Genomic DNA, 19,580 nt, shown 5'->3' with positions numbered 1-19,580 from the left:
TATATCAGCTCGATATAATGCTGGCAATGGGAAAAGAAAAAAAATCTGCGCCTAAAAAGCCGGCCGCTGAGGCCAAGCTGCCGTTATCCGATGGAAATCCCCGTCAAAGCCGCGAAAAAGCCAGCCGCTTCGCTGTCCTGGGCATGCTCAGCCTGGGCAAGAAATCGGGCTACGACATCAAGAAACAGATCGAGACCAGCACCTCGAACTTCTGGAGCGAGAGCTACGGCAATATCTATCCAATGTTGAAAAAACTGCTGGCGGAGGGTGCCATCCGGGAAGAAAAAAGCACTCCGACCGCGGGAGGCCGTCAGAAACAGCTGTACAGCATTACCGCAAACGGGCTGCATGCGTTGCAGGAGTGGCTGCGGCAGCCGGCATTGCCCGGACCGGAAGACAATGAGCTGCTGCTGAAGCTTTTCTTCAGCGCCATCGTGAAACCACAGGATTCGCGCGCCCTGCTCAAGAGCTTCCGCAACCAGGTTGCCGGCGAACTCGCCAGATATGGCGGGATTGAGGACTACATCCTCTCCCTGCAGGCAACGAAGGCCCAGAAAACATATTGGCTGGCCACTCTGCACTACGGCCAGGCGGTCAGCCGCGCGCTTCTGCAGTGGAGCGAAGCCACGGACAAGGCTATCAAGGAGCTGGACGAATAACCTGCCCTAGCCGCGAGTCCCGGCGAGCTTCTCCAATACCAACGGAGCGATCCCCGAGACGCTTCCTGCGCCTAGCGTGAGGATCACATCACCCTCTTCCGCGCGGGCCACAACACGGTCGACGGCTTCTTCAGCGGATGACGCGTACTCGACGCCGTCGCGGCCGATCCTGCGCACCAGCGCCTGAGCCGTCACGCCTTCGATCGGCTCCTCACTGGCCGCATAGATGTCGAGGATCTCGACGCTAGCCGCGTCATCGAACGACGTGGCAAATTCTTCCATCAAATCGTGCGTACGGGTGTAGCGGTGTGGCTGGAAGATGACATGCACATGCCGATAGCCGCAATCTTTCGCCGCACGCAGCGTCGCGCGAATCTCCGTCGGATGATGCCCGTAGTCGTCGACAACTGCAACCTCGCGCACACAGCCCTTCATCTGAAAGCGCCGGTCGACGCCGCGGAAATTCTTCAGACCGAGCGCAATGGCCTCAGGTGCAATCTCCAGTTGCGAAGCAATGGCGACTGCGGCGGTGGCATTCAACACATTGTGCATGCCCGGAACGTAGAGATCGAAGGGGCCCATCACCTTGCCGTTCGCCACTACTTCGAAGCGCGACCGCACTCCTTCGCAAGGCGGCAAGGAACGCAGGATGTAGTCGGCTTTCGATGTTGCGCCGTAGGTGAATACCCGGCGCCGCACGCGCGGCAGAATGCCCGCTAACTGCTCATTGTCCAGACACGCGACGCAGGCGCCGTAGAACGGAACACGGTCCATAAATTCGACGAAGGCGTCTTCCACATCCGCCATATCGCGATAGCAATCCATGTGCTCGCGATCCAGGTTGGTCACGACCGACAGAATCGGCGACAGCTTCAGGAACGACCGGTCGCTTTCGTCGGCCTCGGCCACCAGATACTGCGATTTTCCCAGACGGGCATTCGAACCCAGCGCATCGACTCGGCCGCCAACCACCACCGTGGGATCGAGTTCGCCGGCCGCCAGCACCGTTGCGATCATCGAAGTCGTCGTGGTCTTACCGTGCATGCCGGCGATGGCGATGCCGTACTTTAGCCGCATCAGCTCGGCCAGCATCTCAGCGCGGGCAATCACCGGAATCTTGCGGGTGCGAGCCTCCGCCACCTCGGGATTGCGCTCGTTTACCGCGGAGCTGGCCACGACCACGCCCGAGCCCACCACATTGGCGGCTGTGTGCCCTTCGAAGACGGTCGCGCCCAGCGAGACCAGCCGCTCGGTGATCGGAGAGCGGCGCAGGTCCGACCCGCTTACCGGGTAGCCGAGGTTCAGCAGGATCTCGGCGATCCCGCTCATCCCGATGCCGCCGATGCCGATGAAATGTACGCGCTGCGCTTTTGCAAACATGACTGGTTTAATCGCTTCCGTTACTCTATCAGCGGCACTGCGCGTCCCGCGATCTGCGCGCTTTGCGCGCCATCCGGCCCAGCGCGAGAGTGCTGCTGTGAATGGAGCCCGCCGGGTGCACTGTGTCTCGATTTTGAGACGTGGGTAATATTGTTCCGATAACGCCATGCGACCGCTCTTCGTCAGCTATCTGCTCGCCGCCGCCTCCCTCCTTACGCCTGCCATCGCCGCTGCTCAGGACGAAGCTCCTGGAGAGGCGAAGACCGTCGTCCGCGTGGCCCAAGGCGATCTGGCCGGGATACCCGCGCAGCCCTATTCCCCAATTCTGGTCTTTAAGGCGATTCCCTATGCCGCTCCGCCAACTGGTGATCTTCGCTGGCGTGAGCCGCAGCCGCCAGCATCCTGGAACGGGGTTCGCGATGCAACGCACTACGGCGCGGTGTGCACCCAGGTCGATGGTTCCATCCACTTTCCACACAGCACCATGAGCGAAGACTGCCTCACGCTGAATCTCTGGACCCCCTCTCTCAAGCCCGTCGCGCCGGCTCCGGTGATGGTCTATATCCATGGCGGAGGCTTCGTCGTGGGCTCGGCCAGCGACTCGCCACTGAACGGCAACGCTCTGGCGACGCGCGGTGCCGTGGTGGTGAGCATCAACTATCGCCTCGGGGTCTTCGGCTTCCTCGCCCATCCCGATCTCACGCGCGAATCGCCGCACCACGCCTCCGGCAACTACGGGCTCATGGACCAGATCGCCGCGCTGCGCTGGGTCCGCCAGAACATTGCAGCCTTCGGCGGCGATGCGCGCAACATCACCGTCTTTGGAGAGTCCGCCGGAGCCACCAGCATCGGCTATCTACTGGTCTCGCCGCTTGCCGCGGGCAATGGCAACACGCCTCCAGCATTCGACAAGGCGATCCTCGAAAGCCCTTCGGACCTGTTCACGCCCGACTCCGAATTGCATGCTCCTTATCGCGGACTCACCAACATGGAGGCGGTGGGAACGGCCATCGCTCCCACCATCGCCGAGCTGCGCCAGCTTCCTGCCGGCGAGGTGATGGCGCGTGCTACGGCAGCCACGAATAAACTCTTTGGCCCCAGTGGGAGCGGACATGCCCGGCTGCGTCCCGAAGGTCACACGCAGAATCCAACCGTCGTCGACACGCCATGGTGGGCCTTTGTCGATGGCTACGTCGTGCCCGATCAGCATGCCCGCCTCTTCACCGAGAACCGCGGCCTGCGCATTCCCGTTCTGGTAGGAACGAACACCGACGAAGGCACCAGCTTCGTGAATTCCCTGCCCGCGAAAACCGCACAGCAGTGGCAGGAGTACGTCACGCAGACCTTCTCACCGTGCGGCAAACAGCTTCTCGATCTCTATTCCGCACCAGTGCCGGAGAAAATTCACGCGGCCTCGGATCATCTCGTGACCGATGCGCTCTTTCTTTATGGAGCCTTCGAGACCGCCCGCGCCGAACATGCCTTTCTCTATCGCTTCACGCGCATCGGCCCGGAGAGCGCCAAGGCAAATACCGGCGCATTTCACACCGCGGAGCTCGATTATGTTTTCGGCCTCACCCATGCGCACCCGGAGCGCTATGACTCGACCGACCACAGGCTTTCCGACAAGATGATGACCGCGTGGCTGCACTTCGCGCGGACCGGCGATCCGCGGCTGATGGAAAGTACGGAGTGGACGCGCATCGGTTCCAATGGCGAGACACCTTACATGGAATTCGGCGACACGGTCACCGTAAAGGATCTGCCCGACACGACCTTCCGCGTCTTCGAGCAGCTCTGGCCGCCCAGCGGCAAAGCGTCATCGTGCCCGTCGAAGTAAATCGGGATCAGGATTTTCGGTCGCCGCTGCGGACGATCATGGCAGCGACGTAAGCCGCTCCAAAACCGTTGTCGATATTGACGACGGTGACGTTCGGCGAGCAGGAGTTGAGCATGCCCAGCAGCGCGGCAACGCCCCCGAAGGACGCGCCATAGCCGACCGAAGTAGGCACGGCGATCACCGGCGCAGCGACCAGCCCGCCGACCACGCTGGGCAGAGCGCCTTCCATGCCGGCACAGACGATGACGGCGCGCGCGGTGGCCAGCACTTCGCGCTGGGAGAGAATGCGGTGAAGCCCGGCCACGCCGACGTCGACGACGCGGTGAACTTCAAGCCCCAGATATTCAGCGACGACTGCAGCCTCTTCTGCTACCGGCAAGTCCGAAGTGCCTGCACAGACCACGGCAATCGGTCCGACTCCTGCGACATGCGGTTGTTGGCGCATGCCGATCACGCGTGCGGTCTCGTGATACGTGGCCCTGGGCTCGACCTCATGAACCGCGGCAAAGGCCTCGGCGCTGGCGCGGGTGGCTAGGACATCGCCTCCCGCAGCAGCCATGCGCTCGAAAATTCCCGCTACCTGCGCCGGAGTCTTGCCGGCAGCGTAGATGACCTCGGGCAATCCCAGCCGCAGCGAGCGATGATGGTCGATCTTGGCGAAGCCAGCGTCTTCGTACGGCAACTTGGCGAGTTGCGTGAGCGCATCGGCGGTGGAGAGTTCTCCGCTGCGTACTCCTTCTAGCATCTGCAGGATAGTTTCGCGGGTCATGCGGTAGTTTTTTCCTGATCTGCGCGGGTCTCGTGAAAGGCCAGGAGAGCCGCCTCGGTGACCGTCTTGAGAGCGACCGCGTGTTCGCGCGCGGCGCGGCGGCAATCCTCGTACTCGGGCATGGCGTTCAATGTTTCGCTCCCATTACCCGCTACTTTGATGCGGATTTTGCCGTACGCCGTGTCCACGGTGACGAACGCGCGGTCCAGGATCGAGCGCTGTTCGGTACGCCGCCGAATACCCAAGGTTGTCGTCTCGCGGAAGAGCAGAGCTTCGAGCTCCGCAGCTTGTTCCGGTTTGGCCAGCACGGTCAGCAGCGTGCCCAGTCGTCCCTTCTTCATGGTGACCGGCGCGGCCATCACGTCGAGCGCTCCATTTTCAATGGCCAGGTCGAGGGCGTGGGCCAGAACCTGCGGCGAGGCGTCGTCGATGGCGCACTCGAGAACCGTGACGGTATCGGTCTTTATCGGGGCGATGAATTTCGATTCGCTGCTCTCGCCAATCGACAGGCGAAGAACATTCGGAAAGCGCTCGGGATTACGCGTGCCGGCTCCGTAGCCGATCGCGTCCGCCGTAAATCTCGGGGCTTCGCCGAAAATACAATTCAGGGCGCGCAGCAGCGCGGCGCCGGTCGGCGTCACCAGTTCTTTCTTTGGTCCCGCAGAGTAGGTCGGAATGCCCTTCAGCAGCTCGGCTGTCGCCGGCGCAGGAACGGGAAAGGTTCCGTGCGCGCATTCGACGAAGCCCGACCCTACATTGACGTCCGAGGCATGCCAGCGCTGCACTCCCAGCGAGCAGAGGCCGACCGCGCCGCAAGCGATGTCGGTAATGGTGTCGACCGAACCCACTTCATGAAAATGAACCTGCTCGACGGGGATGCCGTGAATCTTCCCCTCAGCCTGTGCCAGCAGCGCAAACGTCGTCAGCGCAAGAGCACGCGCGTCTTCGGGTAAGGCAGCATGTTGGATCAGCTCGCGAATCTGCGCCCAGCTCCGGCCATGAGTGTGGTGATGGTGATCTTGATGCTCATGCGTATGAGTATGGGTATGCGAGTGCTCGCCTTCGTGCGTGTGTGAATGGCTGTGAGAGTGCTCGTGCGTATGAGAATGAGATTCGGCGTGGGAGTGCGAATGCTCCTCATGCTCATGGTCGTGAGGATGATGGCCGGCCGCTTCCGCGAGCCTTCCGTTCTCCAGAACATCGACCTTCGTTGACCGGATGCCGCTGCGATCCACATGGTGGATATGCAGCTCGGCTCCGATGTTGAGCGCTCTCGCGGTCTGCTGCAGCAGTTCAGGATCGACGCCAGCGTCAATGAGCGAGCCGAGAAGCATGTCTCCGCTGATGCCGGCGAAGCATTCGAGGTATCCGATACGCATAGCTTTTATTTTTTCCAGATTAATTTTTCCCGCTCAATTCTTCCCTGACCGGAGGAGAACTTCCACGGGCAGCACTTCGTTCATCGATCCCGAGCGATAGCCGTCGCAGTCGATCGCGACATATTGGAAGCCGGCCTTGCGCACGGCTGTTGAGATGCGGCGCATCACGCTTACGTCCAGGGCAGCCGGCAGCTCTTCTTCGGCGATCTCGATGCGGGCGACAGCTCCATGATGGCGAACGCGGAAGCGCTTCAGGCCCAGGCCGTGAAGAGCGTCCTCGGCCTCTTCCACCATGCGGAGGTTTTCCGGGGTCACGCGGCGGCCATATTCAATTCTCGAAGATAGGCAGGCGGAAGCGGGTTTGTCCCAGATGGCCAGTCCAGCCTGCTTGGCCAGCGCGCGGACGTCGGCCTTGTTCAGGCTGGCCTCGGCCAGGGGAGCCGCGATGCGATGTTCCACGGCGGCGCGTTGCCCGGGGCGAAAGTCCTTCTTATCATCCAGATTCAGCCCGTACGCCACCCTGTCGAAGGCCAGCCGCTCCCGCTCTTTTTCGAGGACGGTGAACAGCTCATCCTTGCAGTGGAAGCAGCGATTGGCGTCGTTGACCGCATAAGCTTCGCGCTCAAGCTCCGTAGTTTCCAGGGTTTTGAGGGGAATCTTCTGCTCGGCGGCAAAGGCGATGGCATCGCGGTAATGGCTGCGTGCCAGCGATGGCGAGTCGGCAATCACCGCCAGCATGCCGTCTCCCAGCACGCGATGGGCGGAAAAAGCAAGGTAGGCGGAGTCGATTCCACCGGAGTAGGCGACGATCATGCACCCCACCCCGCGGATGCAATTTTCAAGACGCTCCTGCTTCGCCGCCAAATCTGCCATCAAATCTTCTGTCATGGAGCCGCCTGCGCCTTTACGTCTTTAGATGATCGTAACTCGTTAAGTGCTGCCGAGGCCAACTCAGCCCTATGGTCATGGATGCAAAGAACCAAAGAACGGTAAGGTAATAGATGATGTCTGTCTTTGAGCTGCGCTCCCCACTGTCAGCCGAAGAACGGTTCGAGAAGCGGAGGCTGATCCTGCGGGATGTGACGGCCCTCGCGAGCCTGTTCGCCATCACGGCGATCTTAGCCGTGCTCACCTATTTTCTCTTCAACTCCTTTGAGAGCCACCGACAGGACCTGGCCCAACGCTGGCTTCTGCGCGGGCAGGCGGCCATGAAGAGAGGAAGTCCGGAGCAGGCAGTGCAGGCGCTCCGCTCTGCGCTGGAATACGAAGAGGGACAGCGCGCGGAGATGCAGCGGGAGACGGAGATCGAGCTGGCAACGGCTCTTGCTGCCGCCGGCCACGACACCGAGGCCATCGCCTACTTCAACACCCTGCTTGAGGCCGAGCCGGGGAACGGGCTCATCAACCTGCAGCTCGCGCGGCTAGCGGTGAAGCAGGGCCACGAGGCCTTGGCTATCGAAAGCTACCAGCGAGCGCTCGATGGAACCTGGCACGGCGATGGATATCTGCGCCGCCTGAGCGTCAGGCTGGAGCTGGCGCAGTATCTGCTGTACCGGCACGAAAACTCCCGGGCGCGAGGCGAGCTGATCACCGCAGCCGGCAATGCTCCGGACGACCCAGCCACGAAGCTGCGCATCGCGGGCTTGCTGGAACAAGCTGAAGACCCGATTAGCGCGTATGAAATCTATCGCAGGCTGTCGTTGAACAGGCATCCGCCGCTTGAAAGTTTGGAAGGCGCAGGACGTACCTCTGCGACTCTGGGCCGCTATCTGCTGACCAAGCAATACCTGACTCGTGCGCTGAATGACCCGAAGCTGGAAGAGCGGCCAGCTGCCGAGCGCGACGAAGTCCGCAATGCGCTGGCCGACGCCGTTCACGTGCTGGCGCTCTATCCCAGCCCGGAATTGAACACGCGGGCCCGAGCAGAGCGCATTCTGCACAACGTGAACACGGCCAGGGCGCGACTGACGGATTGCTCGACAAATTCGTCCACCGCCAACGGCCCGGTACTGGCCGCCCTGACCACTCGCTGGCAGGCCGTCCCGCCTGGCCTGACGATTCATGCCGTGGAGGAAGATCCTCAGCTCGAAGAAACATTGATGAAGCTGGTATACGACACCGAGAAATCGACGGCACAGACCTGCTCTCAACCGACCGGCGAGGACGCGCTGCTCTTCCAGATCGCCCAGGCGCCCATGGCGGTGCAGCAACAATGAGCGAATACACGACACAAAACGCCGCCCAGGCCGGCCCTACCATCGCTCAGGCCGTTGCGCCTCCGGCCGCTCCGCCTCCTACGATCCGCACCACGCTTGATCTGGCAAAGATTGCGCCCAAGCGCGATGAGCGGCTCTTCCTGGTTCTCTCCATTTTTATCGGCGTGATCTCGGGCCTGCTGGTGGTCTCGTTCCGCGTCGCCATCGAGTGGATCAAGATCCTGACGCTGGGCTCGTCGCCGCATCCCGGCCAGTATCGCCTGCTCTTTGCCCCCACCATTGCCGGATTGGTCGTAGCTACGCTGGTGCAACGGTTCTTTCCGGCAGCGCGCGGCAGCGGAGTCAACCAGACCAAGGCCGCGCTCTACATCTACAACGGCTACATCTCGTTCAAGACGGTCATCGGAAAGTTCATCACCTCCGCGCTGGCCATCGGAGCCGGACACTCCCTGGGACCGGAAGACCCATCGCTGCAGATCGGCGCCGGCGTGGCATCCATGGTGGCGCGGCGATTGAATCTTTCGCGGCAGCGGCTGCGGCTCTTCGCACCCATCGGCGCAGCGGCCGGCCTCGCGGCGGCGTTCAACGCGCCGGTCTCGGCCATCCTGTTTGTCATCGAGGAAGTCATCGGACAATGGAGCGCCGCCGTCCTCGGATCGATCGTGCTCTCGGCCATCTCGAGCGTGGTGGTGGCGCGCTGGTTCTGGGGATCGGAGCCGATGTTCCGCATCCCCTCGGTCACGCTGCGCGACCCGCGCGAGCTGATGGCGTATGCCGTTCTGGGCGTGGTCGGTGGCCTGTCGTCGCTGGTCCTCGCCAAGGCCCTGGGATATCTGCGGCCCCGGCTGCGCTCCCTGCCGCGCTCCACATACTATTGGCAGCCGGCCGTAGCCGGGCTGATGGTGGGATGCATCGGCTTCTTCGGCCTTCCCCAGGTGATGGGTCCCGGATACCAGATCATGGACCAGGCCATGCACGGCACCTTCGCCTGGAAGCTGCTGCTGGCCCTGGCGCTGTTCAAAATCCTGGCGACGACGCTGTCCTTCTCCAGCGGAACTCCGGGAGGCATGTTTGCTCCCACGCTGTTTATAGGAGCCATGCTGGGAGCATCCATCGGCTCTTTCGAGAAGCTCTACTTTCCGCACTTTACCGGGACAGTCGGCGCCTATGCGCTGGTCGGCATGGGCGTGCTGTTCGCGGGATTTCTGCGTGCGCCGCTGACCTCGGTCTTCATGGTGCTCGAGGTCAGCGGAAATTATTCCATTATTCTTCCCGTGATTCTGGCCAACACCATTGCCTACCTGCTCTCGCGCAGCCTGCAGCCGGTGCCGATCTTCGAGACCTTCACCCATCAGGATGGATTGGACCTGCCCTCGATGGAGGAGCAGCGCGAAGAGAGTCCGCTGCACATCGAGGACGCGCAGGAACCAGTACACGTGCCGGTGCTGAAAAGCACTATGCCGATTGAAGCCGCCGCCAAAGCCGTGGCCGAAGCGCACGCGACCGCCTTCCTGGTGCATCTCTGGGATGGCTCGTGGTATGCGATGACCGCGGCCGAGCTGACCGGCGCAGCAGCCGTGCTCACGCCTGAAACTCCGATCGAACGAGTCTTCAAGGCGGACCGGGCGCCCGCTCTCTTCCCCGACCTTCCCCTGGACAATGCACTGCGCTACTTCCCGCGCTGGCCGCTGCTGCCGGTGCAAAATCGCGCCAACAAGGGAACACTCGAGGGCATTCTCACTCTGGAAGGCATTCTGAAGCGATATCAGGAGCATTGATTGCGCCACTTGCGCAGAACAGTTCTGGCCACTAGCCTGAGACGAACGAATTTTTAGCGGGAAAGGTCTGCGCAGCATTGGGCGAACGATGTTGAGCTTGTATCAACGGCTGGTTCTAGGTTGCCTGCTGCTCATCGCCCTCGTCACAGGCGTTAGCCTGCTGGTGCGCGCCTCCTTTGTCCAGCTGGCGGCGCTCGATGCCTCGCAGCATACTGCGGACAAGGCGCTGGCTGCCTTCGCCGCCGTTCGGGCTTCTCTGGCGCGCGAGGAGCTGACGGCGGCGCAGCTCGAAAGTGGCTCCTCTCCGCAGCTCTCTGCCGCATTGCTGGCCCAGGCTCAAGGCACGCAGTCGACTCTCGATGCAGCGGCGAGCGCGGTAAGTGCATTCGACTCCTCCACTCCTATCTCCGCTCTGCAAGCGGAGCACGCGCAGATCCTGGCGCACATTCGCGAAAATTTTGGCCGGCTCGCTCCGCAATTGGAGAAGCTGAGCGGCGAGATGGCGAGCAACTTCGACAGCCTGCGGGCTCACCACGATAACGTCGTGGGTGAACTCGAGCACCGGCAGGACCAGCTGCGGGCACGCTTGATCAGCGCATGCGGGGCAAGCATTATTACCGCCATCGCCATTTCCGTGCTCATGGTCTTCTTCGTCGTGGCTCCGGTGCGGCAGACGGCAAAGGCGGCGCGGCGCATCGGTCAGGGCGATCTCCAGTCTCGTATCGAATGGCGGCAAAAAGACGACCTGGGTGTGATCGCAGCCGAGCTGAATCGCCTGATCGTGCGCCTGCGCGATCTGCGCGAGACGGAATCCGGACGGCTGCAGATGGAGCACCAGCTTAGCGATGCCGTGGTGCAGTCCATATTTGAGCCAGTGATTGTTACAGATGCGAAGGGACATGTGCTCAAGCTGAATCAGGCTTCGATGGAGCTGCTCGGCGGCGCATCGTCGGACCGCATGATTCTCACCAACACCCCGGGCGGAGAAAAAATTCTGAACGCCGTGCGCCGCGCCGTGACCATGCAGCAGGCATCGTCGACCGAAGGCGAAGCGGCACTGCTGCCGATGCGCATCGGCAAGGCGCAGCGCAGCTATCGCCTGCGCACCACCCCTATGCGGGATAGCGAAGGCAAGCTGCTGGGTGCGGTCACCGTGCTTGAGGACGTGACCGAGATGCAGGAGGTCGACCGCTTCAAAACGCGCTTCCTGAGCGTCGCTTCGCAGAAGCTGCGCGACCCGCTCCAGCGCCTCCGCCTGTCCCTCTATGCGATGGCCCAGGGATATGCCGGCGAGCTTCGCCCCCTGCAGAAAGACCTGGTGAAGGGCGCCGGCGAAGAGGCCGAGCAGCTCGACGATCTGATGGCCGACCTGATCGAGGTGGGCGAGCTAGAAACCGGACGCCGGCAGATGAAGCTGGAGCGGCTGCGTCCGATTTCCATCCTGCAGGATGCCCTCAACCGTCACAAAGATGAGGCGCGAGCCAAGAAGATCGAGCTCGAAATGAGCGCCTTCGCCGATCTCGGCCACGTGGAAGCCGACCGGCGCGCACTGCGCAGCATCTTGGACAACCTGATTTCCAATTCCCTTCGATATACGCCGGAGGGCGGAGTCATCGTGCTCGCTGCGACCGAGATCAAGGATGGCGTACAGTTTTTTGTCCGCGATAACGGGCGCGGCATCGAAGCCGAACGGCTGTCCACCATCTTCGGACGCTTCTCTGGCGAATCGACGGAAGGCACCGGACTGGGACTTGCCCTGGTGCGGCGGCTGGTCGAATCGATGAGCGGACAGGTATCGGTCGAAAGCAAACTCGGGCACGGCACCACCTTCAGCTTCACTCTGCCCATAGCGACCGTGATGAGCACCCGCCATCCTGTGGAGATAGGATGAGCGAGCTCGAGATCCCCAAGCAAGAGGAACCCGCGAAGCTGCGCATTTATATCGGCGCAGCGCCCGGCGTGGGCAAGACCTACCGCATGCTCGAGCACGCGCATCAATTGCTCAAGCAGGGCGTTGACGTCGTAATCGGCCTGGTCGAGACGCATGGCCGCGCAGAGACTGCCGCGCTCATCCAGGATCTCGAGGTCATCCCGCAAAAAGAAATTACCTACCGGTCGGTCACGCTTCGCGAAATGGATCTCGACGGGATCCTCGCCCGGCATCCGCACACCTGCATCGTCGACGAACTGGCCCACACCAATGTTCCGGGCTCGCGCCATCGCAAGCGATATGAGGACGTGCTGGAGCTGCTGGACGCGGGCATCAACGTGATGACCGCCGTGAACATTCAGCACCTGGAGACGCTGAACGATGCGGTGTCCCGCTCGGCAAGCACGCAGATTCGCGAAACGGTTTCGGACAGCTTCCTGAAGCGCGCGAACGAAGTGGTCAACGTCGACATCACCGTGGAGGAACTGCGCTCCCGGCTGCGCGAAGGCAAGATCTACACATCGGAAAAAGTAGAGCAGGCGCTGGCGAATTTCTTTCGCAAGGGCAACCTCAATATGCTGCGCGAACTGGCCCTTCGCACCACTGCGGAGCAGGTGGGCAGCGCAGCTGCGTTGTATCGCCGCACCCAGGGACTGGAGCAGGCTCCGCTGCCCGAGAAGGTGATGGTGTGCCTCTCATCGCGTCCCGGCGTGGAGCGCCTGCTGCGCGTAGGCGCACGCGTTGCAGGAAGGCTCGCGACCAACTGGTATGCGGTGTACGTAGAGACGCCCAACAAAGACCTGCGCCACGACGATCCGGAGGGCTTTGCGCGCCTGGAAGAGTATGAGCGCATGGCGCGCGAACTTGGCGCGCAGGTGATCACGCTCAAAGGCAAGAGCGTCTCCGACGTGCTTATCGACTTTGCCCAGCAGGAGAATATCTCGCACGTAGTCTTCGGACAGTCGGCACGATCGCGGTTCGATATTCTGCTGCGCGGCTCGGTCATCAACCGCTTCCTCGCCGAAATGCGCGAGGCAACGGTGCAGGTGGTGCCGCTGCGCCACGACAAGAAGTAGGCGCTCCGCCTACTGCTTCTTCAACACCGCGCTACGGTTCTCGTCCGCATTGATTTCGCCTTCGAACTTTTGCAGGCTTTCATATTCGCCGGCATCCAGAGACAGCTTCTTGACCACGTACTCGCGGGAATAGTGAAGAACATTCCCGTCGACCTTCACTTCGCTGGTGTAGCTGGCGAAATCCGTGTCGAGCTTGACCGGATCGGGAACCTCGTCGACAGCATAGCCGGACGGAAGAGTGACATCGAACTTGTCGCGCCAATCGCCGACGCTCGCAAATTCAATCGGATATTCACGCCGACCATTGCGCAGCGGGGTTACATATGTTCCCAGTACACGCGGACGCAGAAGCAGCAGGTTGCCCGCATTCTTGGCGTACGAGGATGCGCTCACGTCGTAGCGCATAACCAGTTGCTGGTTGAGATCGCGAGAATTCTCCACCTTCTCCGTGCCAAGATCGAATTCAGAGAAGTCGCTGCGCAACGACCTCTCCAGATTTTCGCGTTTCTCTTTGTCGCTGCTCATTGCGAAGAAATGCCGGACATTTCCCGAGGAGGCTCCGAGTCGCGACACCCTGACGTCTCCTTTGAGCGAGCCGTCGGCAGCAAGCTCAAAGTGCGCGGCATGTTCGATAGTGTCGGTGTCCGGCTTCAGGATGGGAAGCTCGATAACCTGGCTCTCATTTCCCGCCATCAACGCCCCGTAACCTCCTTGCAGATAAGTGGGCAGCAAACCAATAGGAACGTACTCATTCGTGGGATCAAAGATCAGATAGCGCTTGCCGGTCTTCGCCGTCACCACCGCCTTGAGCAGCGGATTGTCATAGCCTTTCGGAATCTCGATGGCCGCAATCATGTGATTGCCGATCAGCGACGGCGTGAAAGGGTCGACGACACCGCGTTCCGTATCCACCATCACCCAGGTGGCGCGCACGCCGACCGCATCGAGCATAGAGATAAGCAGAGTCGCCTTGTCCTTGCAGTCGCCATAGCGGTTGCGATAAACATCGGCCGCGGCATGTGGAATGTAGCCGCCAATGCCGATCTCGATGCCGACATAGCGAATATTCTGCTGCATGAATTCGGAGACCTTCTGGATGCGCGTCATGAAATCCGCATTGGGCGACACCAGCTGACGGCTTTCGTTCGCGATCTCTGCGGGTGCTTCCGTTTTGGGCGCAGCCAGGGGGCTGAACCACTCGCCGATCTTCGCCCACAACGCGTCCCCCTCGCCCAGATTGCCGGCAGCGTAGTGGAGAGTCATGCGCCCGGTCACTGCGCCATCCGCAGGCGCAAGCGGCACGTCTTCCAGGTGAACGGCCGGGACGTTGGTCAGTTCCCAGCGCCAGTGGTTGGGCGCGACCTCTGCCGGTGTGGCGGCAGTGTAGCGCCGCCAGAGAGCGCGATGCTGCCATCCCGCGGGCAGATCCACTTCGAAAACAGTTCGAAGCCGCGGAATCTCCCCCTGAAACATCCAGTTCTCTTCTCCGGAATAGATCGGAGCCTGCTGCACATACTCGTAGGCCACGATGCCGCCGGGATCGGCGCCGGGAGCCGATGCCGTCTTATAACGCACGTCGTTATAGAGAATGCCCCACTCCTTGGCGCCCACCTCGATGATTTCGTTGTCCTTCACCGTGTATTGATGGCCGTCCGGACCAATGCTCCACACATGAAAGGAGAGCAGCTTGCGGTCGCTGCGAAACCAGGCGACGGGGGTCGCATACTCGCGACCATGAGGGCGCAGGATCTTGATCACCATGCGACGGCGGAGGGTTGTCATGCCGCCGGCATCGACGGTCAACAGCTGATCGTCGAGAAGAATCGCGGCTTTCGCCTCATGAGCATCAGCGGGCAGCAACGTAGTCGCCGCCGCCTGCGTGATCCAATCGGGAAACGGAGTGGAGGCGCGAGCGGCGGTGGAAGCCAGGACGAATAGAACGATAAGAGAAAGCGAAGCGCGGCGGATCATCGGCTGTTACCTGCGGTAGCCTTGGGCGAAGCCTCAGCAGCCGCCATTTTCAGAACCACCTGCACATGATCGTCGGTGTTGGTCTTTTCGTAGAAGCTGCGCAGCTGCGGATACTCGTCGGTCTTATAGAAGGGGCTCGCCAGGCGCAGCAGTCTTCCATAGGCGTAGAGGTTATCCTTCGCCACATACTTGGCCACGTAATCTCCATGAGGCGAAAAAGGCACGGTCGCTTCGCTGGGCAGGCTTTCGACCGTCATGCCCGGCGGCAGTGTCAGGTTGAATTGATCGTGAACCGAATAGGGATGGTGCAGGTCGACGGGGTTTTCGCGCTTGCCGCTGGCAAAGCGCGGTCCAACTCCGGCCTCAAAGAAGACGGCCGGGAAGAAGACTCGCTTCCCGGTAACGGTGCCAAGCGATCCGCTTACGTCGACCTGAACAAAGAGCACATTGACGTAGTCCTCCAGGCCGACGAAGTGATTGGTCTTCACTTCGACTCCCGGCGGGACGGTCTTCTGCAATTCGTCTTCAAAGTCTTTTTTCACCTCGGCCTCGTCGCTGCGCAGGGCCGCCTGCCGCCAGTGAAGGGCCTCCGTGCCGGTCATGGTGATGCGAATGATCCCGCTGACTTGGCCGGTGGGATCGAGGGTAAGCTGGGCGAACCGGTCGGTGCGCGTGTCCTGATACGTGAGTCCGGGCGTCGCGGCGATTTGCGTCCCGTTGTCAGTCTGCCTGACGCCGCTCACCATCGTATGCTTCCAGTGCAGCTTGCCGAATTCGCAGTATCTCTGGCCGGGATCGAAGAAGAGCTCCTTTCCTCCCACCGAAACGATGGCCAGCTCGTCGTTCAACTGGTTCCAATCGAAATAACCTTGTTGCAGTATGTCGCGATCGCGGTTGACCACAATCATCGCGTAAGCCTTAAGGCCCGCGGCTCTGCATAGCGCGATAAAGAGGCGGGCGATTTCGTCATCGCTGCCGCGTTTCTGATCCCAGATGTCATCGGCGCTTTTGACCTTGAGTCCTTCGGCCTTGTTTTCCGCGCTGGAATGGGTTCGCGTGAAGCTGGTGTTTTCGAGCTTCATGACAGCGGCGTAAATCTTCTCAACCTTCTGCCGGTCGTTGTCTCCCGGAGCGGTCAGCTGCTGGGCGACCACATGCATTTTGGACGAGGAATTCGAAAACCGATCGACCTCTTTTGACCAATACTTGCCTTCGGTCTTCCAAAATTCATCGCTCGTACGCCACGGCGAGTAGTAAAAAATCACGCGATAAGAAAAGCTGCCGAACGGCGGCATGTAGTCTTCGTCGGGGAGTCCGCTCACGTTTTCGACCGTCAAATCGTAGCCGTCAACCCCGCTTCGAACGTTCACACCTGCGGGCAGGCTGTAGGTGTAAGAGAGACCGGCGGCCACCTGCTCGTGCCCGTGCTCGTCTTTACTGACGAGCATGCGCGAAGTCTTCGTCGGCTGAAAGTGATAGTGGGCCTTGTGGACGAAGACCGGCTGCTGAATGTACCACCGAGGCGACGAGTAATAGTTGTCGTCGTAGCGCAGCTTCCAGCGGTACTCGATGATGCTGCCGACCTGCACGTCCGGCATGCTGAACACCTTCTCCATCGCCTTGAACTGGGCCGTTTTCACCACCAGCTTGTCCATCGGCTTGCCGGTAAACGGAACCACGGTTCCATCAGCGTGAATGGTGCGGCCGGAGATATCGGTGATGCTGAAGTTCGTTCCCTCATAAGGGATCTCGATATCGCTGAACATCTCCTTGCCTTTTTCGGTAAGAATTTTGATCCGCGCATACATGCTGTGCATGTGCAGGTCGTCCGCCACCGTCTCTTCGCGAAAGAGATAAACAGCCGGCGCATCGGGAGCGGCGGAGTCCGAGGTCATCTTCAACTCATCGGGAGTGGGTTGCTGCCATTCCGGAAATCCAAAAGCAGTACAGGGAAGAAGAGCAAGACAGAGCAGAACCAGGCGACGAACAATGACGAACACAAAGACCTCAAGCCGAAGAGAGAATCCTCCCGTCAGTTCTTGGAAGCGGAAAACTCCGCTTGGAAAGACATAGCGCTGACGGGGGTCGACCTATTATTACTGCGGTTGCGCCAAACGATTCAAGGAATTTGTTGCCGCTCATCCATCGCTTTTACTTATGCAAACGGAAAAGGGTTATACCCGTAAATAACGTTATGCAGCGCGCTCATCGCGTCATTGCATGAGTGAAATCACGAGTTGCGAGGTTAAGTGCCACGCGTAAAAATCGGGTGGGTTAAATAAGTATTCACAATCATTCTTGTCGCAGCGGCGGAGCGGGTCGTATTTCTCGACGAGTCCGACGTGGAACGCATCAGTCCAGATCGACATCTTTGGGAATAAACGCTCGCATCTGGGCGTTGCATCCCGCGCCGTTATGACCGGCGTGGAAGGATTACGTCCGCAAAAGTCTCCCCAGTCCGCGCGGGCATTTGATCTCATGTGTGTTATTTTTAGAAGGTAAGAGCTCGTAGCTCAGTTGGTAGAGCATCGCCCTTTTAAGGCGTGGGTCCTGGGTTCGAGCCCCAGCGAGCTCACCAGTTTCAATCGCTTACAGACTGCTCAGTGGAATCCGGAACCCTTCCGGGTCCACTGCAGATCCTGCCCTAGCTTCCAAAATCCCCACTAAAGTTCAAATTGTCAAGCCCTGGCTATAGAGAGCCCGCGCGCGGTTTTGAGTTTGCAGATGAAGCGCGCCGCGCTCCATTTTCTTCGTCTCACCTGTACAAATTGTGCCGTTACGCCCGGAATATTTCGACCTCGGCTGCGCTGCGACGGCAGTGCCTAGGAGGCGCGCGTCAAACCGTCGGCTTTCGGTTCAGGGTGAGCCGCGACCAGGCTGTGGGCCTCTTCCAATTCGCACAACGCCTGATGAGCGTAGCGCCGTGTGGACTTCGGATCATCGGCATGTTCGCCGACCAGATACAGGAGGTTGCTAATCGTTTCGAACTTCCGATTCAGCAAATCGCACAGCTCAATTAAAGAAGGTTGTTCTTCGGATTTGGGGTGGGACATCATGCCTAATATCAGATGCAACTTGCCGCCCAAATGATGATTTGGACACTCCTGATTTCATTCGAAGAGCGCACGAATGATAGTACGGAGTAGAGTGACCTCTTTTTTCCTGGTCGTATGTGCTTTTGTACGCGCCCAGTAAACTCCTCATCCTCAACCCCATAAAAGGAGATAGAGCAGCCTGAAGCGGGCCCTGTACGTAAAATTTGCAGGCATTCAATCAACGCTTCAAGTCGCAGCAGGGCCAACATCCTTGAATCAGGCCCCACAACGGGGCCCGGTTCTACTATTGAACTGCCGCACGTCTTGTTTACGCCGGGCTCTTCTGCGTGAAGTGGATGGCTGGAACGTCTTTCAGCCTTGCGGCCGCGCTCTCCGGCGTGATGTCCCTCTGCGGCATACCCAGCATCTCGAAACCGACCATAAATTTCCGCACGGTGGCTGAGCGGAGCAGCGGCGGATAATAGTGCGCGTGGAAGTGCCACTCGCTATGCTCCTCTCCGTCTACCGGGCTTTGGTGAAAGCCCATGGTGTAGGGAAAGCTGGTCTCGAAGAGATTGTCATAGCGAGTGGTGATCTGCTTCAGAATGTCGGCCAGCGAGGTCTTCTCGCGGTCGCTGAAGTCGGCCAGCGAGCGGAGATGGCGCTTCGACAGCACCAGCGTCTCGAAGGGCCACACCGCCCACCAGGGAACCACCACCGCGAAGTCCTCGTTCTCGCAGACCATGCGGATCTGCTCCTTCGCCTCGACCTGCAGATAGTCGCAGAGCAGGCAGCTGTGCTTTTCGGCGGCATAGGCCTTGAGCGCCTCGGTCTCCGCCGCCGGCTCGTCCGGGATGTGCTCGGTCGCCCAGATCTGGCAATGGGGGTGAGGATTGCTCGCGCCCATCATCGCCCCGCGGTTCTCGAAAATCTGAACGTAATTCAGCTCCGGCTGCTGGCCGAGCGCAAGATACTCCGCAGTCCAGGCATCGACCACGCGGCGAATGTCGGCCAGTTCCATGCGCGGAAGGGTCAGGCTGTGGTCGGGATGGAAGCAGACTACCTTGCAGCGTCCACGCTCCGCCTCGGCGTGCAGCAGCGGCGAGGCATCGGCCGGAGGCGCGGGCGAATCGGGCAGCAGCGCGGCGTAGTCGTTGTCGAAAATGTATACGCTTTCATACTTAGGCGTGACATGCCCGCCCGCGCGTGTATTTCCCGGGCAGAGATAGCAGGTCGGATCGTAGTGAACATCCGAGAAGCCGGACGACGGATTTACCTCGCCCTGCCAGGGTCTCTGCGTACGGTGCGGAGAGATCAGCACCCACTGCCGGCGAAGCGGGTTGTAGCGGCGATGCGGAAATTGCAATCCTGAAGACGACACTTTTGTTCCTTTCGGAGAGGAAAACAATACTCGTGGAGCATAGAGTTCAGTGGTTTCCTACCCCTCACGATACTGCCGTGAAGGATGGGGCACCCGAGGTTCTTTTCCTGTCCCGCGTCTGAAATTCGAACACGGGGAATGCGGTTCTTTGGTCTCTCACACACGA

The 19,580-nt window shown here is 60.5% G+C and carries 14 protein-coding genes and 1 tRNA gene; 7 read left to right on the top strand and 8 right to left on the bottom strand.

Annotated features, from left to right (window positions below; translation table 11 throughout):
• The first annotated feature begins 26 nt into the window (after positions 1-26).
• On the top strand, positions 27-659 hold the full coding sequence (locus XX99_RS01065) for a PadR family transcriptional regulator (protein ID WP_184084460.1): 633 nt from the start codon (positions 27-29) through the stop codon (positions 657-659).
• 6 nt (positions 660-665) lie between these two features.
• Here the strand turns inward: XX99_RS01065 and murC are convergent, their stop codons facing one another.
• Entirely contained in the window at positions 666-2,039 is a 1,374-nt protein-coding gene (gene murC, locus XX99_RS01060) for a UDP-N-acetylmuramate--L-alanine ligase (protein ID WP_050057525.1), read from the bottom strand.
• A 166-nt stretch (positions 2,040-2,205) separates the two neighbouring features.
• Here murC and XX99_RS01055 point away from each other — a divergent pair, with 166 nt between their 5' ends.
• The gene (locus XX99_RS01055; protein ID WP_050057524.1) at positions 2,206-3,879 is read left to right on the top strand and encodes a carboxylesterase/lipase family protein; all 1,674 of its coding nucleotides are present in this window, start codon (positions 2,206-2,208) and stop codon (positions 3,877-3,879) included.
• A gap of 7 nt (positions 3,880-3,886) precedes the next feature.
• Here the strand turns inward: XX99_RS01055 and larB are convergent, their stop codons facing one another.
• From larB to larE, 3 genes are read right to left on the bottom strand one after another with little or no spacing between them, the layout of a single operon-like run.
• Positions 3,887-4,648, bottom strand: a complete 762-nt coding sequence (larB, locus tag XX99_RS01050) for a nickel pincer cofactor biosynthesis protein LarB (RefSeq protein ID WP_050057523.1) — start codon at positions 4,646-4,648, stop codon at positions 3,887-3,889.
• A complete protein-coding gene (larC, locus tag XX99_RS01045) occupies positions 4,645-6,027 on the bottom strand; it encodes a nickel pincer cofactor biosynthesis protein LarC (protein WP_050057522.1) in 1,383 nt (460 codons plus the stop codon). Before larC ends, larB begins: the two co-directional genes overlap by 4 nt.
• A gap of 33 nt (positions 6,028-6,060) precedes the next feature.
• A complete protein-coding gene (gene larE / locus XX99_RS01040) occupies positions 6,061-6,915 on the bottom strand; it encodes an ATP-dependent sacrificial sulfur transferase LarE (RefSeq protein WP_050057521.1) in 855 nt (284 codons plus the stop codon).
• A gap of 113 nt (positions 6,916-7,028) precedes the next feature.
• Here larE and XX99_RS01035 point away from each other — a divergent pair, with 113 nt between their 5' ends.
• From XX99_RS01035 to XX99_RS01020, 4 genes are all read left to right on the top strand, one after another.
• Positions 7,029-8,243: a tetratricopeptide repeat protein gene (locus XX99_RS01035; protein WP_156185747.1), complete on the top strand. Its 1,215-nt coding sequence runs from the start codon at positions 7,029-7,031 to the stop codon at positions 8,241-8,243.
• Positions 8,240-10,021 carry a chloride channel protein gene (locus tag XX99_RS01030; protein ID WP_082125149.1) on the top strand — a complete coding sequence of 594 codons (1,782 nt, stop codon included), beginning with the start codon at positions 8,240-8,242 and terminating at the stop codon, positions 10,019-10,021. Before XX99_RS01035 ends, XX99_RS01030 begins: the two co-directional genes overlap by 4 nt.
• A gap of 88 nt (positions 10,022-10,109) precedes the next feature.
• A complete protein-coding gene (locus XX99_RS01025) occupies positions 10,110-11,912 on the top strand; it encodes a sensor histidine kinase (RefSeq protein WP_082125148.1) in 1,803 nt (600 codons plus the stop codon).
• Positions 11,909-13,027 carry a universal stress protein gene (locus XX99_RS01020; protein ID WP_050057519.1) on the top strand — a complete coding sequence of 373 codons (1,119 nt, stop codon included), beginning with the start codon at positions 11,909-11,911 and terminating at the stop codon, positions 13,025-13,027. Before XX99_RS01025 ends, XX99_RS01020 begins: the two co-directional genes overlap by 4 nt.
• 9 nt (positions 13,028-13,036) lie before the next feature.
• On the opposite strand, the gene XX99_RS01015 is transcribed toward XX99_RS01020, so the two are convergent.
• Together XX99_RS01015 and XX99_RS01010 are read right to left on the bottom strand one after the other, a co-directional pair.
• Positions 13,037-14,998, bottom strand: coding sequence for a DUF3857 domain-containing transglutaminase family protein (locus XX99_RS01015; RefSeq protein WP_050057518.1), 1,962 nt, complete (start codon positions 14,996-14,998; stop codon positions 13,037-13,039).
• A complete protein-coding gene (locus tag XX99_RS01010; RefSeq protein WP_231581102.1) occupies positions 14,995-16,893 on the bottom strand; it encodes a DUF3857 domain-containing transglutaminase family protein in 1,899 nt (632 codons plus the stop codon). Before XX99_RS01010 ends, XX99_RS01015 begins: the two co-directional genes overlap by 4 nt.
• 607 nt (positions 16,894-17,500) lie before the next feature.
• Between XX99_RS01010 and XX99_RS01005 the strand changes: the two genes are divergently transcribed.
• Positions 17,501-17,576: transfer RNA gene (locus XX99_RS01005), tRNA-Lys, on the top strand.
• A gap of 244 nt (positions 17,577-17,820) precedes the next feature.
• On the opposite strand, the gene XX99_RS01000 is transcribed toward XX99_RS01005, so the two are convergent.
• Together XX99_RS01000 and XX99_RS00995 are read right to left on the bottom strand one after the other, a co-directional pair.
• On the bottom strand, positions 17,821-18,084 hold the full coding sequence (locus tag XX99_RS01000; protein WP_050057516.1) for a hypothetical protein: 264 nt from the start codon (positions 18,082-18,084) through the stop codon (positions 17,821-17,823).
• Positions 18,085-18,361: 277 nt separating this feature from the next.
• The gene (locus XX99_RS00995) at positions 18,362-19,414 is read right to left on the bottom strand and encodes a UDP-glucose--hexose-1-phosphate uridylyltransferase (RefSeq protein ID WP_050058049.1); all 1,053 of its coding nucleotides are present in this window, start codon (positions 19,412-19,414) and stop codon (positions 18,362-18,364) included.
• Positions 19,415-19,580: the final 166 nt, after the last annotated feature.

Origin of the sequence: Silvibacterium bohemicum (assembly GCF_001006305.1) — a bacterium.
Classification (GTDB): Bacteria; Acidobacteriota; Terriglobia; order Terriglobales; family Acidobacteriaceae; genus Silvibacterium; species Silvibacterium bohemicum.
Note: the sequence above shows the minus strand (reverse complement) of the source record. Positions and strands in the feature narration are given on the sequence as shown.

Excerpts from the sequence above, each read along its gene's own strand:
- XX99_RS01065 (WP_184084460.1), top strand. The coding sequence starts at position 27 with ATGGGAAAAGAAAAAAAATCTGCGCCTAAAAAGCCGGCCGCTGAGGCC.
- murC (WP_050057525.1), bottom strand. The coding sequence starts at position 2,039 with ATGTTTGCAAAAGCGCAGCGCGTACATTTCATCGGCATCGGCGGCATC.
- XX99_RS01055 (WP_050057524.1), top strand. The coding sequence starts at position 2,206 with ATGCGACCGCTCTTCGTCAGCTATCTGCTCGCCGCCGCCTCCCTCCTT.
- larB (WP_050057523.1), bottom strand. The coding sequence starts at position 4,648 with ATGACCCGCGAAACTATCCTGCAGATGCTAGAAGGAGTACGCAGCGGA.
- larC (WP_050057522.1), bottom strand. The coding sequence starts at position 6,027 with ATGCGTATCGGATACCTCGAATGCTTCGCCGGCATCAGCGGAGACATG.
- larE (WP_050057521.1), bottom strand. The coding sequence starts at position 6,915 with ATGACAGAAGATTTGATGGCAGATTTGGCGGCGAAGCAGGAGCGTCTT.
- XX99_RS01035 (WP_156185747.1), top strand. The coding sequence starts at position 7,029 with ATGATGTCTGTCTTTGAGCTGCGCTCCCCACTGTCAGCCGAAGAACGG.
- XX99_RS01030 (WP_082125149.1), top strand. The coding sequence starts at position 8,240 with ATGAGCGAATACACGACACAAAACGCCGCCCAGGCCGGCCCTACCATC.
- XX99_RS01025 (WP_082125148.1), top strand. The coding sequence starts at position 10,110 with ATGTTGAGCTTGTATCAACGGCTGGTTCTAGGTTGCCTGCTGCTCATC.
- XX99_RS01020 (WP_050057519.1), top strand. The coding sequence starts at position 11,909 with ATGAGCGAGCTCGAGATCCCCAAGCAAGAGGAACCCGCGAAGCTGCGC.
- XX99_RS01015 (WP_050057518.1), bottom strand. The coding sequence starts at position 14,998 with ATGATCCGCCGCGCTTCGCTTTCTCTTATCGTTCTATTCGTCCTGGCT.
- XX99_RS01010 (WP_231581102.1), bottom strand. The coding sequence starts at position 16,893 with ATGACCTCGGACTCCGCCGCTCCCGATGCGCCGGCTGTTTATCTCTTT.